We start from the raw sequence: 14,060 nt of genomic DNA, 5'->3' as shown, positions 1-14,060 counted from the left end.
ATTCATTTACATCTGACTTTTGTCTGATGCGTGATTTATTTTTTGTCCTTATCTTCCGATAAGAATCATTGTTATATAAAGAAATTAACTAAGGTTTTTTAGTTGTTTTCGTTTATATCTTATAACTTTGAAAGTTATATAGATCGTTGATATTAATTTGTTAAGGTTCATGTCATTCGCTATCGCGTTGACTATTATATAGTACCACGCCTTTTTTATCCTGTCAAGCTTTTTTTTGATTTTTTTATTTTTTTCATCGTTTAAGCTCAACTTCTGCCGCAATGACAATTAATATAATACATTGTCTTTTTGTTTTTGTCAAATTTTTCTATAAAAAAATCACTGACCCATGTAGATCAGCGATTTTCCTTATTCTTCTTCTGGATTATAGTTAACTATGGCTACCATTTTTCCGTCTTTGTCTTTTATTCTTCTTATTTTTCTATCGAAGTCCAATCTTTTCATCCATATGTTTTTTTCACATCCCAGGCATTTTAGTTTTATGTCAGCACCTAGCCTTTGGATTTGCCATAAGTTTTCTCCACATGGATGTCCTTTTTTTAGGCTTACTATGTCATCTACTTTGTATTTTTTCATTGTTTGCACTCCACTAATGAACTTTTCATATTTCTTTTTTCCATTTCATATTTTATCATTTCTCTTATTTGTCTAGATATTTCCCATTGCATTCCATTTTTTACTTTTGCTGTTATTCTTACTTTGTATGAGAATTCGTTTAGGTCTTTTATTTCAAATATTTCAAATTTTTTCTTGAATGCCTTTTTATATTTTTCTTTTTCTGCTATTTCACTGGATATTTTCTTTACCATTTCTTTTACTTGATCAAGGCTTGTATCGTAAGATACACTAAAGGTCGCCTCAGATATCATTAGACCCCTGTTGAAGTTTTGGACGCTGGTTATTTCCGAGTTTGGAATTATGTGTAAGGAGCCATTGAAGTCCCTTATTTTTGTTATTCTAAAGTCAAGAGCCTCAACTTCTCCCTCTATTCCTGCTACTTTTATCCATTCGCCGACTCTTATTTTATCATCTAAGATTATTAGTATCCCTTTTATGAAGTCAGCAATTATTGTCTGAGTCCCAAGTGCTATAGCTACACCACCAACCCCTGCTGTAGCTATTAGAGTTGATGTGTTGATACCGAATATGTCAAGAACCATAGTTATAGCTATGAATATTATTAATACTCTTATTATGGAGTATAGGACCCTAGAGATTGTGTGTATTTTGTTTGTATTGACTGAAGATTTTTTTACTAGGCTTCCTTCCAGAAACTTATTTATTATTTTTTTTATAAGAGCAAGAATTATGACACTTACTAAAACTACTATAACTAGGGATATGGCTCCATAGAGCAGTTTATGCTTCATTATTTCTCTTACCATTTCTTGCTTTTCTATTTGTTCAATCATTAATTTCCCTTAATATTTCTTCTGCTAGTTTTTTGTGAAAATCCCTAGCCAAATGAATGCCATCAATGTATCTGCCAGAAATCCTCCTTGCATCTATTAGGATAAAATCTTTATTTTTTCTTAGCTTTCCTAATTTTTCTGCTAAGTAGTCGATTTTCATATTAACTTCTTTGTAAAAAATATAACTGGCTTCTTCTTCTATATATGGAGGTATAACTATAATTGTTTTTTCTAGCTTTCTCATATTTAATATACGTTTTAGATTTTGGTAGGCAAATTCTACGCTTATTGCGTTTAGAAAGTCATTCGTACCAGCAAATATTATAAGGGTGTCTTCTTTGTTTACTCCCTTGAATCTTTGGTATCTTTCTAATATTTCTTCAGTTGTCGAGCCATTTACCCCCAAGTTTCTAACAAGAAAGCCCGCCTTCTCAAGAAAGCGGGTATAATTTTTATCTTCTACAAGATAGCCTTGGGTAAATGAATCTCCTAGGCAAATTATTTTCATTGTATTTTCTTTAAGGCAAGACCTGTTCTAGAAGGAATATATATCTTAATTCCATCATAGTCTGTTCCTGCCAACCTTTCTGTTTTATATACTTCCTCGTGGCTAATCCTATCAAATCCTCCAAATCTTGACTCATCCGTATCCATAGCAACTATAAATTCTCCTATGTCATGGATTGGCAAATGGAAGGATTCGTAAGAATTTTCTGGATGGAAGTTAAAGATATAGACCACATCCTTATTTCTGTAAGCTATAATTTTTCTGTCATTGTCAATCCACAACCTGTAGGTTTCAGTGGATAGTTGCTTATTGTTTTTTACAAACTCAATCATAGCTGTATCAAAGTTGTTTAGATATTGGTATTTCAAATCTTTGGAGTCGGCAAGTGACCATTGACGTCTGGCGTAGTGGTAGGAGTAGCCATTTCCTTCTCTCGGAAAATCTATCCATTCAGGATGACCAAATTCATTGCCCATGAAGTTAAGGTAGGCATCTGCTCCCATGGATATAGTAATCCACCTGATCATCTTGTGGAGGGCTACGGCCCTATCTATGATTATGTTATGATCATCTTTTCTCATGTTCCAATACATTTCTTGGTCGGCTAGCCTAAATATAGTAGTCTTTGAACCGACTAGGGCTTGGTCGTGACTTTCGACATAGGAAACTCTTTTTTCCTCTGGCCTATGGGTTGATAGTTCATACCACATTTGTGATAAGTCCCAATCTTCATCACGCTTTAGTAGTGATTTTTCCCAAAAATCTGGCATACCCATTGCTAATCTATAGTCAAAGCCAATTCCTCCATAAGAAATAGGCAAGCACATTCCAGGCATTCCACTCATATCTTCTGCTATGGTTATTACATCACTTTTTATTTCTCTGGCCAATTGGTTGGCAAGTTGCAAGTAATTAATTGCTTCAATGTCTGTATTCATAGAAAAATATTTCTTGTATGAGTCAAAGGCCTCTCCTCTTCCATGGTCCTTGTAAATCATTGATGTTACTCCATCAAATCTAAATCCATCGAAGTGATATTCTTCTAGCCAATATTTGATATTTGAAAGAAGGAAGTGGCAAACTCCAGGCTTTTTATAATCGAAAAGCTTGGAGTCCCAGTCAGGATGATTTCCTTCTTCTCCATCATGGAAGAATTGATAGACTGTTCCATCAAATTCATTAATTCCTTCAGCTGTATTTTTTACCGAATGAGAATGAACTAGGTCCATTATTACATTTAGACCTAATTTATGGGCAGTATTCACCAGAGATTTAAGCTCATCATTTTCTCCATACCAGGAGCTTGGAGCAAAGAAGTTTGCTACTTGATAGCCGAATGAACCATAGTATGGGTGCTCTGCTATCGCCATAAGCTGAATAGTATTGTAGCCGCCTTTTTTTATTCTAGGAAGGACATGTTTTTCAAATTCCTTATATGAGGATACCTTTCCCTCTTCGCCTGCCATACCAATATGAGCTTCATATATAAGCAAGTTGTCTTTTTGAGTCTTAAAGCCATCATCTTCCCAAACAAATTTCTTCCTAGGATTTTGTATTATGGCTGCATAGTCAAGATTCTCATTTCTTTCGACCCTAGTCGCATAAATAGGTATCCTATCTCTTATAGATCCATTTGCATCAACTAGGACCTTAACTCTCGACTTATGGGCAAGAGTTCTAATGCCTTTTATCTCAATTTCCCAATCTTCATCGTTTATCTTCTTCATAGGATGAGAATGTCTATCCCAATTATTAAAATCTCCTATAAGGTAGAGGCCCTCAGCGTGAGGGGCCCATTCCCTATAAATCCAACCTGTTTTTGTTTTGTGAAAGCCGTAGTAATTGTGTGCATTTGCAAAATCGGTTAGCTTTTTACCTTTTCCTAGGAGCTTTTGCCTTTGTCTTTCGAAAGATTCCATCCTCAAATTAATGTCATTTTCATAATCTTTTAGCCAAGGATCAATGTTTAATATTTCCCACTTTGCCATACACCCTCCTAACCTTCTTTTCTTAAATTATTTTCCTAAAATTTTCGCTGTTATTTCTTTTGGTACTTCTTCATATCTTACAAATTCCATAGAGAATGATCCACGAGCTGATGTTTGACTTCTTAGGTCGATTGCATAAGTTAAAACTTCTGCTAGTGGAGCTTCTGCAAGAATAATTTGGCTACCGTCAGATTGAGGTTGCATACCCAAAATTCTTCCACGTCTCTTGTTCATATCTCCCATAACATCGCCCATGTTAGCATCTGGAACCTTTATTTCTAGTTTCATAACTGGTTCTAGTAGGATTGGATCTGCTTCTTCTATACCCTTCTTGAAGGCAATCTTGGCAGCAGTCTTGAAGGCTTGTTCATTTGAGTCTACTGGGTGATAAGAACCATCATATAGGGTTGCCTTAATACCTGTAACCTTATATCCACCAAGTGGGCCTTCTGATAGGGATTCTATAAGTCCTTTTTCTACTGCAGGGAAATAGTTCTTAGGAACTGCTCCACCGAATACTTCTTCTTCAAAGACGAAATCTTCATCAACTGGCTCAAATCTAATAAATACATCACCATATTGGCCTGCACCACCAGATTGTTTTTTATGTTTTCCTTGAACATCTGACTTAGATTTGATTGTTTCCCTATAAGGAATCTTGTATTCAACGACTTGTGTATTTACAGAATAATTATCTTTTAGTTTATCCATCAATACTTCTAGTTGGACATTGCCTAGACCTGAAAGAATTGATTGGCTAGTTTCTTGATTTCTCTCTTGACCAAAGGTTGGATCTTCTTCGGCGAGTTTTTGTAGGGCTTCTGAAATCTTATCCTCATCATTTTTGCTTAGGGCTTGGATTGCGAAGAATAAAACTGGTTTTGGATATTTTATTTTCTTATATTCAATCTTATTTTCCTTTGTAGCTAGTGAATCCCCTGTTGAAGCAGACTCAATCTTAGAAAATGCTCCTATATCTCCTGCAACTAACTTATCGACCTTGATTTGTTCCTTGCCCCTTAGGACGAAGAGGTTCGCTACCTTTTCTTCAACATCCTTTGTTACATTATAAATCTTATCGTCTTTCTTTAAAGTACCGGAAATAATCTTAAAGATTGAAATTTTACCTACAAATGGGTCAGCAATTGTCTTAAATACAACTGCAGAGAATGGTGCATCCTTATTTATTTCGAAAGCTTCATAGCCTTCTTTTACCCTGTAGCCTATATTTGCAGCCTCATCATCTATGGCTGGCATATATTTTGTTATGCAATCGAGTAAAGATGTTAGTCCTATTTGTTTATCACTTGATCCTGCTATAAGTGGAACAACATCTCCTTGAAGGATTGCCTTAGATAGACCCTTCATAAATTCTTCTTCTGAGAACTCTTCTCCCTCAAAGAATTTTTCCATTAGACTATCGTCAGATTCAGCTACAGCTTCTATGACTTGATTGTAAACTTCTTCAACCTCTGCCATTCTTATCTCAGGAATCTCTACTTCTTTCTTTTCGTCATTTTCATAAGAATAAGCTTTTTTATCAATTACATCAATAATTCCTTCAAAATTTTCCCCTTCTCCAAGCATTAGGGTTAGAGGGATGATTTTCTTGCCAAATTCTATGTGGAGGTCTGATACTACCTTGTTGAAGTTAGCATTCTCTTTATCTAATTTATTTACAAAAATTATGGATGGTAGATTAATTTCTTGGGTATATTTCCAGTATTTTTCTGTTCCTACTTCTATTCCATTTTCTCCATCTATTACAAATAGTGCTGATTCTGCAGCTCTTAGGGCCTGCAAAACTTCGCCTTCAAAGTCAAAAAATCCAGGAGAATCTATAAAATTAATCTTAAAATCATTATATTCGATTGGAATAATTGAAGTTTGGAGGGATATTTTTCTCTTTTTTTCTTGTGCTTCATAATCTGAAACAGTTGATCCATCTTCAACTTTTCCCTTCTTATCGATCACACCAGTTTTGAATAGTAATGACTCTGTCAATGATGTCTTACCAGCTTTTGAGTGACCGACCAAAGCTAAATTTCTGATTTTAGATGTGTCATAATTTTTCATATTTACTCCTTTGCGAAAACATTTATTCTTTGCATAATAAAATGTTCTTTTTTGATATTTATACTATAATTATATAGCAAAAAACAAAATTTATCCACTAAATAGAAAATGTTTTCACATAGTCAAGTTAAAAGGTGATGTTGCAGAACAGATTTACCTATTCTGCAACATCACCTTTATTCTTCTTCTATCAAAAATCCAAGTTCCTTTAAAACCACCTCTATTTCCTCGATGACTTCTTTATTTTCTGCAACAACTGTGTGATAATGGATCCCACCAGTTAGTACATCTAAAGGTTTGGATTTTTCTTTACTCATTTTATCTAAGAAAATTTTTACATCTCGTCTAGATGAGCAATTTAGATCTTTTTTTATCTCTCCATAGACTTTATGGTGGACAATTACATCTTTAATTGTTCCGCCTAAATCTACAATTGAATTTAACTCTTTTCTTATATCTCGGTCGCTGTGTTTAACTTTAAAAACTTTTTGAGTTCTTTCCTCATTTAGGTAGTAGCCTCTGTTAGTTGAAATAATATTTTTTCCACCAGCCCTAAGAATAGCTATATCTTGAACTATTACTTGCCTGGTAACATCAAAGTTTTTTGCTAAATTTTCACCTGATATTGGTCTATGGTTTTCATATAAAAATTTAAGTAAATTTTCTCTTCTAGATTTTGAATTATTCATATCTTCCTCAATAAATTTTTAAATTTTTCATTGACAAGTCTAGGACACCTGCATTGTAAGTTATAGAACCAGAAGAAATATAGTCAATGTCTAAATCTCTATAATTTTTAATATTTTCAAGGCTAATATTTCCTGAACACTCAATAATAGCCCTCTTATTAATAATCTTGCAAGCTTTTTTTATATCTTCTATGTCCATGTTGTCTAGCATTATTATATCAGCTTTTGCATCAAGTGCCTCTTTTATTTGATCAAAATTTTCTACTTCAACTTCAATCTTTTTTACAAAAGGATTTGCACTTCTGACTCTTTCAACTGCATTTCTTATTCCACCCGCAGCATCTATGTGATTGTCTTTTATCATAATTCCATCAGACAAGTTATATCTGTGATTATAGGCTCCACCTAAAGTTATCGCATATTTTTCAAAAATTCTCATGTTGGGTGTTGTTTTTCTAGTATCTAAAATTTTCACATGACAACTACCAAGGGCAGTTACCATTTTTTTAGTATAGGTGGCAATTCCACTCATTCTTTGTAAAAAATTTAAGGCAGTCCTTTCAGCCTTTAGTATCGCACTCGCTTTTGCATCTATTGTTCCTATTAAGTCAGATTTATTGACTTCATCTCCATCTGAAAAGTTAAATTCAAAATGTGAATTTGGATCTATTATTTCAAATACTCCTTCAAATACATCAAGACCACCTATAATACCCTTGTCTTTTGCGATTAGATTTATTTGAGCATTTTCATTTTTTAAAATCGAATCAGTTGTAATATCTCCACTGTTCATATCTTCCTTTAGGGCACAGATAATATACTTGTCAATTAGAAATGGATTTAGCTTTTTCATCCTCTCTTATCCTTTCAAAAATAATTTCACTTGCCTTTTCTTTATCAATCTTTTCATCAGTAATTTTAAAATCTATTTCTTTATCTTCAAATTTATTTTCATTTAAATAATCTGCCAATATTCTACCAAAAACCACACACTCAAGAAGTGAATTGCAAGCAAGCCTATTTGAACCATGAATGCCAACATTTCCAGCTTCACCAACTGCAAATAGTCCTTGTAAATTAGTTTTGCCATTTATGTCGCACTCAATACCGCCCATAGTGTAATGTTGACAAGGCACTATAGGAACATTATCATATCTTGCATCTATACCCCTATTTTTTAATTCCTTAAAAATCATAGGAAATCTATTAGGAATCCTATCTTCTCCAAGTGGCTTCATTGATAAATATTCAAAGTCCACTCCTTCTTTTTCCATTTCTTTTAGTATAGCCTTTGCCACAATATCTCTAGGCTTCATTTCATCAGTAAATCTCTCAGATTTATGATTTAAGAGTTGGGCTCCTTCACCCCTTGCAGACTCAGAAATTAAAAATTGCCTTTCAACATCTTCCTCATAAAGAGAAGTAGGGTGGAACTGAATATAAGAAATATCTTTTAACTTGACACCATTTTTTATTGCCATAGCATAACCATCGCCACATATATGAGGGAAATTTGTGCTTTTCTTAAAAATTCCTCCAAGACCACCTGTTGCAAGAACAACATTTGTTGAAACAAAAACATCATCTAAAGATCTTGCTCCATAACACTTACCATTATTTACAATAATATCAATAATTGGCGTATCTTCAAATATATCTATATTAGATCTTGATTTTACTTTTTCATATAGGACATCTAAAATTCCTTTTCCGATTTCATCATCAATATGAAGTCCCCTGGCGATAGAATGACCACCTTCTTGTGCATATTCAAGTTTTCCGTCCTTTTTTGTAAATTCAACACCGAGATCAATTAAAAATTTTATTGCATCTTGTGACTTATCAACCATCATCTCAACAGCTTGCAGGCTATTTTTATAATGACCTGCCTTTAAGGTATCTTCAATAAAAGTTTTTCTATCAGACTCATCCTTTAAAACATTTATGCCCCCTTGGGCAAGATAGGAATTAGAATCTGCTAATTTTTTCTTTGTAACAAGTCCAACCTTATAATTCTTACTTAATTCCAAGGCTGTGCTAACTCCAGCAAGTCCTGAACCAACAATTAAAATATCATATTTTTTCATTTCATGCGCCTAATTTCAACATTCTTTTTAGAGGTATTAAAGCTTTACTACTAATATCTTCACTAACATTCACCTGATTTTTATTATTTTCTATTACGTCTATAAGCTTATCCAAAGTTAATTTTTTCATATCATTACAAATTGGTTCTTTTCTTAACCTTCTATAATTTGTGTTGGGAAATCTTTTCTTTAATTCTGTGAAAATTCCTTCCTCTGTGACAACTAAAACATCATCATATTTGCCACTTTCATTAATAATAGCTTTAGTAGAGCCAATAAAATCGGCTAAGTCCAAAACTTCCTTTCTACATTCAGGATGGGCAAAAATTTTCACCCTACCCTTATAAGCCTTAATATCACTGGCATCAATTTCATCATGAACGGGGCAATAGCCGTCATTTAAAATGATGTTTTTATCTGGCAAAGATTTTTTTACATAATCACCAAGATTTTTATCCGGAATAAAAAATATATTTTTTTCCTTTAACTTATTTACAATTTTTGCAGCATTCGAAGATGTAACACAAATATCTGAATAAGCCTTAATTTCAGCAGTAGAATTTATGTAAGTTACAACTGCCAAATCATCATATTTTTCTCTAACTTCTTTAATTTTTTGAACACTAACCATGTGCGCCATAGGGCAATCAGCATCAATATCAGGCATCAATACATTTTTACTTGGATTTAGAATTTTCACACTTTCTCCCATAAAGTAAACACCAGCCATAACTATTGTCTTTTCTTTAAGCTCAGTTGCTTTTTGAGCAAGAAAAAAAGAATCCCCAATATAATCAGCCACAGCTTGTATATCCTCATTGACATAATAGTGGGCGAGAATGACAGCGTCTTTTTCAGCCTTCAAGCTATTTAGTAATTGCACCTTATCATTAAGCTTTAAATCCTTTAAATTTTTCAATTTCAGTCTATCTCCTAATAAAATTTGATTAGAATTATATTATACAGAAGAATATATGATATGACAAGTCAAGTGTATATACACTTGGTGTTTGTATTAAATTTTCCTAATAAAAAAATTTGTAAAATATATAGAAATCTAGATATTAAATTAAATAGGAAAAACTTTAAAACCCTCCCAAGATTAGCCATAAGTTTATGGAATAAATATATTGAGGTTCAATAACAATTATAATTTTGCTTTAATTATTCAGATTTTAAATTTTATTATGTTTATAATTATATTATAAGGATATATAATAATAGCTTAAGTCAAATCCATAATATTGTGTAAAATTTTCTAGTACAATATTTACTATTTCTTTCTAATATATAATTTAGAAGATCTTATCCAATCCTCATTGGTATCAATTGGGATTGGTCTCCCATAGCCGACAGGCTAGTTATTAATCGAATAGCTGAATCTTCATTAGGAAATATTCTAATTACTTTTTCGCGTCTTCTAACTTCTTCGTTTAGTCTTTCTAAGCAATTTGTTGACCTAAGTCTACTATGAATTACGATAGTTGCTAAATACGCAAAGGCATCTTCAAATCCTTCATCTAAGGTGTTTAGAGAGTTTTGATATTTATTTTCGCTTTCGTATTTTAAGATGATCTCATCTTTCATTTTTCTTGCCAAGTTTATGTCTTGGATTTTAAATAGTGCTTTGATGTCAGTTCTAAATTCTTCAGTGTTTTTCTTTGGTGCTTTTGATAGGATATTTATTAAGAAATGAACCTGACATCTTTGCCATATTACATTTACAAATGTTTCCTTAATTGCTTTTATTAGTCCTTTGTGGGCATCTGATATTATCATTTTAAGTCCAGATAAGCCTCTAGCTTTTAAATACTCAAAGAAGTTTGACCATGAGTATTCACTTTCGCTAGAACTTAAATCTAAGCATATGATTTCTCTATTTCCTTTTTACACAATTGTACTGACTCTATCACTTCTGCTGACTTCTCACTATTCTTTGCTAGCTACGCTCTGTAGAGATTTTCACCCCAGCATTAGAACATGCCCGTAATACAGTTAAAAGCCCCCATGAAGGGGGCTTTTAGTGTTTTTTGATAGCTTCTTTTAGATAATCTAAAACCGTCTTAGACTTTCTAAGTTTATCACTTGCTATATATTTGCTTATGGCTTTAAGGGTTTTCTTGTTATCTCTGCTTGCGAAAATGAAGTCGCCATTGTTTTTGGTGTGAATTGCAAATCTATTAATTCTTTTACCAAAGATAACTAGGGCAGTTATTAGTTTAATCTCTGTCCAAGGTATTTGAATGAAGTCATTCTTATTTCTATTGTTATAATATTCGAAGGCCTTATCTCCTACCATTATCTTTCCATTTGATGTAAAAGCGTTGAGATTTGTCGCATCAATAGCAAGATCCACCCTAGTATTTTGTGATTTTATCATTACATTATGCCAAAGAATCTAGCGACAATTCCTATTGCAAATAATACAAGAATTATTGTAATTGGAGAAACGTCTTTCTTTAGAAGTTTACAGATTCCAAGGGTTAGTAATAGTGGAACGAGTCCTGGGATTAGGCTATTAAGGTTATCTTGAAGGGTTGTAACCTTAACTGGATCTAGGGCTGTAGCTCCAATAGAGTTATATTGGCTTAGGGCTTGTTTTATTCCTTCTGCTCCAGCAGGAAGATTTGCCCAGTCTATATAAGAGCCTGTTTGTTGGGTAATTTCTGATACCTTTACTGTAAAGTTAATTGATACCCATCTTTGTACTAGGGCTCCAACTATAAACATACCAAGGATTGATGCCATCAAGGTGATTTTACCTAAGAGTCCTCCTGAAAGGTCTTTTGTAATTTCGCTACCTGCCTTGTAGCCCATCTCTTGAGTCTTCCATTCAAAGAAATATCTAATTAAGTTCCATGCTACAAAGAAAATTATTGGTCCTAAGATATTGCCGGATAGGGCAAGAGAAGCTCCTAGAGCACCTAAAATTGGTCTTAGGGTAAACCAGAATACTGGATCTCCTACACCTGCAAGTGGTCCCATCATTCCTACTTTGACACCATTAATTGCAGCATCATCTATTGGAGTTCCATTCGCCCTTTCTTCTTCCATAGCAAGGGTAACTCCCATTACTGGACTTGATACATATGGGTGGGTGTTATAAAACTCCAAGTGTCTTTTTAGCGCTTGTTTTTGATCTTCCTTATCCTTATAAAGAGCCTTGATAGCTGGAATTATAGAGAAGGCCCAACCACCATTTTGCATTCTTTCGTAGTTCCAAGTTCCTTGGAGAAATTGGTGACGATTGCAAACTTTCCTACGAACAGATTCTGTAAGGACAATTCTTTCTTGATTTGTTTTAGTATTTTCAGTCATAATTGCTCCTTTTAATAATCATTAATTATATCGCCAAGTGGGTCGCCAGAGCCTGAACCTCCACCTTGATTAGATATTGCCAAGTTTTTGAGTGTCATATAGATTATAGCTAACACCACACCTATAACACCAAGACCTATTAGGGTTATTTGTTTAATAGCAGCAAATACAAAACCTAGAGCAAAGAATGGCCATGTTTCTTTTGTACTCATCATGTTTAATACCATAGCATAACCTACGGCCGCAACCATTCCACCACCTACAGCCATACCACCTTTTAGCCATTCTGGCATCATGTTTAGGGCATCAGTTACTACTTTTGGTGGGATGAAGCAAAGAACTAGGGCAGGAATAGCAATTCTTAGTCCTTGCATAACAATTCCCATCCATGATAGGACTTCTATTTTCCCAAAATCAGCATTTTCTGCCGCAGCATCCATACCATGAACCATTGGTATAGCAAGAGTCCTTGCAATCATTGTAAGAAATAACCCTGCTACAGAAAGTGGGATTGCAAGAGTTATTGATGTGTTTATTGCTGTCTCTACATTTTGGCTACCACCTTCTAGGGCAAGAGCCATGATTATAGCACTCGCTACAGAAGCTAAAGCAGCATCTGGAGCAACTGCCGCACCAACATTTGCCCAACCTAGGGCTATAAGTTGTAAAGAACCGCCCAAGATAACTCCTTCTTTTAGGTGACCTGTTACAAGTCCTATTAGGGTACAAGCAACAAGTGGTTGGTGGAATTGGAATTGGTCCAAAATCCCCTCACAACCTGCAAGAAAAGCTACAAGGACAATTAAAATTATATTAAGTATATTCATAATTTCTCCTATTAATTCATATTAAGTTCGCTTTTTGCTTTCTTCATTAAGTTGTCAAAGTTTTCGCTCTTATCTGCTGGAACTTTTCTAACATCAATCTTGATTCCGTATGATAAAATTTTATCAAAACACTCAACATCTTCTTTATTCATTGAAACCGCATTGGTAAGGTTGATGTCGCCTTTTTTGTAGGCCATAGATCCTAGGTTAACCTTTTCTAGTTTGCCACCTATTTCTAGGAATTGCAAAACATCTTGTGGTTTTTCAAACAAGAGCATAACACGAGTTGCCCCGAAACGAGGGTCATCTACAATTTCTTTCATCTTCCAAATTGGAACTACGTGAGCCTTAACTCCTGGAGGAGCTGCCTCCATTACCATGTTCTTTCTTAACTCATCCTTACTTACATTATCGCTTACTACTATGATTCTGTCCGGGTTAATGGACTTTGTCCAGCTAGTAGCAACTTGACCATGAAGAAGTCTTGTGTCTATCCTTGCAAGGCCAATGTCAATTTTGCCATCGCCAAGGACTGTTCCTTCAGGGATTGCTCCTTTTGGACTAGAAGTATCCTTAACTTCTTCTTTCTTCTCTTCAACCGGATTTAGCTCTTCCGGTTTGATTCTTACGCCTTCCTTGGCAGATCCTACTATAGCCTTTGCTACATCGTGGCTTTTGTCCGCTGTAAATCTTTCGCTTAAAGCTTCGATAACCATAGGAAGGTTCATTCCTGCAACTATTGCCCATTTTTCTTCATTACCCTCAAATAAATTTGAGCTTTGGTTAAATGGAGTACCACCCCATAGGTCAACCAAAAAGAGGATTTCTTCAGAATCTACTGCTTTTATAGCATCTTTGAGCTTTTGTCTGAACTCATCTGGCCCCATTGAAGCTAATAGGCAAACTGACTCGAATTTTTCTTGCTCGCCAAAAATCATTTGGGCAGATTCTTTGATACCATCTGCAAATCTACCGTGGCTTGCGAGTATTATTCCTAGCATACGAACTCCTTTCTTTAATTAGTTTTAATATATTCATAATATACCCACCTTCCAACATCCTAAGCCTTAAAAGATAATTTTTATTAATAATTTGGAAAAATACGCCCAGCATTTCTTCTAACCCCATCTAAAA

Annotated in this window: 13 protein-coding genes and 1 pseudogene; all 14 read right to left on the bottom strand. The window is 34.2% G+C overall.

Annotated features, from left to right (window positions below):
• Positions 1 to 369 precede the first annotated feature (369 nt).
• Positions 370 to 597, bottom strand: a complete 228-nt coding sequence (locus tag P6936_RS02460) for a DUF951 domain-containing protein (RefSeq protein WP_004837625.1) — start codon at positions 595 to 597, stop codon at positions 370 to 372.
• Complete coding sequence (locus tag P6936_RS02455) at positions 594 to 1,433, bottom strand: mechanosensitive ion channel family protein (RefSeq protein WP_004837624.1); 840 nt, start codon at positions 1,431 to 1,433, stop codon at positions 594 to 596. Before P6936_RS02455 ends, P6936_RS02460 begins: the two co-directional genes overlap by 4 nt.
• Positions 1,426 to 1,941: a GDSL-type esterase/lipase family protein gene (locus P6936_RS02450; RefSeq protein ID WP_276880726.1), complete on the bottom strand. Its 516-nt coding sequence runs from the start codon at positions 1,939 to 1,941 to the stop codon at positions 1,426 to 1,428. The genes P6936_RS02455 and P6936_RS02450 overlap by 8 nt, the downstream gene beginning before the upstream one ends.
• Positions 1,938 to 3,929, bottom strand: coding sequence for an alpha-amylase family glycosyl hydrolase (locus P6936_RS02445; RefSeq protein WP_060929073.1), 1,992 nt, complete (start codon positions 3,927 to 3,929; stop codon positions 1,938 to 1,940). Before P6936_RS02445 ends, P6936_RS02450 begins: the two co-directional genes overlap by 4 nt.
• Before the next feature lie 27 nt (positions 3,930 to 3,956).
• Positions 3,957 to 6,005 carry an elongation factor G gene (fusA, locus tag P6936_RS02440; protein ID WP_004837621.1) on the bottom strand — a complete coding sequence of 683 codons (2,049 nt, stop codon included), beginning with the start codon at positions 6,003 to 6,005 and terminating at the stop codon, positions 3,957 to 3,959.
• Between the two features lie 176 nt (positions 6,006 to 6,181).
• Positions 6,182 to 6,694, bottom strand: a complete 513-nt coding sequence (locus tag P6936_RS02435) for a transcription repressor NadR (RefSeq protein WP_276880725.1) — start codon at positions 6,692 to 6,694, stop codon at positions 6,182 to 6,184.
• Positions 6,695 to 6,701: 7 nt separating this feature from the next.
• Positions 6,702 to 7,547, bottom strand: a complete 846-nt coding sequence (gene nadC, locus P6936_RS02430) for a carboxylating nicotinate-nucleotide diphosphorylase (protein ID WP_276880724.1) — start codon at positions 7,545 to 7,547, stop codon at positions 6,702 to 6,704.
• Positions 7,519 to 8,781 carry an L-aspartate oxidase gene (locus tag P6936_RS02425; RefSeq protein WP_276880723.1) on the bottom strand — a complete coding sequence of 421 codons (1,263 nt, stop codon included), beginning with the start codon at positions 8,779 to 8,781 and terminating at the stop codon, positions 7,519 to 7,521. Before P6936_RS02425 ends, nadC begins: the two co-directional genes overlap by 29 nt.
• Before the next feature lies 1 nt (position 8,782).
• Positions 8,783 to 9,700, bottom strand: a complete 918-nt coding sequence (nadA, locus tag P6936_RS02420) for a quinolinate synthase NadA (RefSeq protein ID WP_276880722.1) — start codon at positions 9,698 to 9,700, stop codon at positions 8,783 to 8,785.
• A gap of 354 nt (positions 9,701 to 10,054) precedes the next feature.
• A pseudogene (locus P6936_RS02415) lies at positions 10,055 to 10,668 on the bottom strand (IS256 family transposase); the annotation flags it as partial.
• 133 nt (positions 10,669 to 10,801) lie between these two features.
• A complete protein-coding gene (locus P6936_RS02410; protein WP_004837620.1) occupies positions 10,802 to 11,161 on the bottom strand; it encodes a DUF956 family protein in 360 nt (119 codons plus the stop codon).
• Entirely contained in the window at positions 11,161 to 12,099 is a 939-nt protein-coding gene (locus P6936_RS02405) for a PTS system mannose/fructose/sorbose family transporter subunit IID (protein WP_060929066.1), read from the bottom strand. The genes P6936_RS02410 and P6936_RS02405 overlap by 1 nt, the downstream gene beginning before the upstream one ends.
• 11 nt (positions 12,100 to 12,110) lie before the next feature.
• On the bottom strand, positions 12,111 to 12,926 hold the full coding sequence (locus tag P6936_RS02400) for a PTS mannose/fructose/sorbose transporter subunit IIC (RefSeq protein WP_060929065.1): 816 nt from the start codon (positions 12,924 to 12,926) through the stop codon (positions 12,111 to 12,113).
• An 11-nt stretch (positions 12,927 to 12,937) separates the two neighbouring features.
• Positions 12,938 to 13,927: a PTS sugar transporter subunit IIB gene (locus P6936_RS02395; RefSeq protein WP_004837617.1), complete on the bottom strand. Its 990-nt coding sequence runs from the start codon at positions 13,925 to 13,927 to the stop codon at positions 12,938 to 12,940.
• Positions 13,928 to 14,060: the final 133 nt, after the last annotated feature.

The organism is Anaerococcus tetradius, assembly GCF_947087635.1.
Classification (GTDB): domain Bacteria; phylum Bacillota; class Clostridia; order Tissierellales; family Peptoniphilaceae; genus Anaerococcus; species Anaerococcus tetradius.
This window is presented reverse-complemented; position numbering and strand designations above follow the sequence as displayed.

Coding starts and splice junctions, on each gene's coding strand:
- P6936_RS02460 (WP_004837625.1), bottom strand. CDS start 597: ATGAAAAAATACAAAGTAGATGACATAGTAAGCCTAAAAAAAGGACAT.
- P6936_RS02455 (WP_004837624.1), bottom strand. CDS start 1,433: ATGATTGAACAAATAGAAAAGCAAGAAATGGTAAGAGAAATAATGAAG.
- P6936_RS02450 (WP_276880726.1), bottom strand. CDS start 1,941: ATGAAAATAATTTGCCTAGGAGATTCATTTACCCAAGGCTATCTTGTA.
- P6936_RS02445 (WP_060929073.1), bottom strand. CDS start 3,929: ATGGCAAAGTGGGAAATATTAAACATTGATCCTTGGCTAAAAGATTAT.
- fusA (WP_004837621.1), bottom strand. CDS start 6,005: ATGAAAAATTATGACACATCTAAAATCAGAAATTTAGCTTTGGTCGGT.
- P6936_RS02435 (WP_276880725.1), bottom strand. CDS start 6,694: ATGAATAATTCAAAATCTAGAAGAGAAAATTTACTTAAATTTTTATAT.
- nadC (WP_276880724.1), bottom strand. CDS start 7,547: ATGAAAAAGCTAAATCCATTTCTAATTGACAAGTATATTATCTGTGCC.
- P6936_RS02425 (WP_276880723.1), bottom strand. CDS start 8,781: ATGAAAAAATATGATATTTTAATTGTTGGTTCAGGACTTGCTGGAGTT.
- P6936_RS02410 (WP_004837620.1), bottom strand. CDS start 11,161: ATGATAAAATCACAAAATACTAGGGTGGATCTTGCTATTGATGCGACA.
- P6936_RS02405 (WP_060929066.1), bottom strand. CDS start 12,099: ATGACTGAAAATACTAAAACAAATCAAGAAAGAATTGTCCTTACAGAA.
- P6936_RS02400 (WP_060929065.1), bottom strand. CDS start 12,926: ATGAATATACTTAATATAATTTTAATTGTCCTTGTAGCTTTTCTTGCA.
- P6936_RS02395 (WP_004837617.1), bottom strand. CDS start 13,927: ATGCTAGGAATAATACTCGCAAGCCACGGTAGATTTGCAGATGGTATC.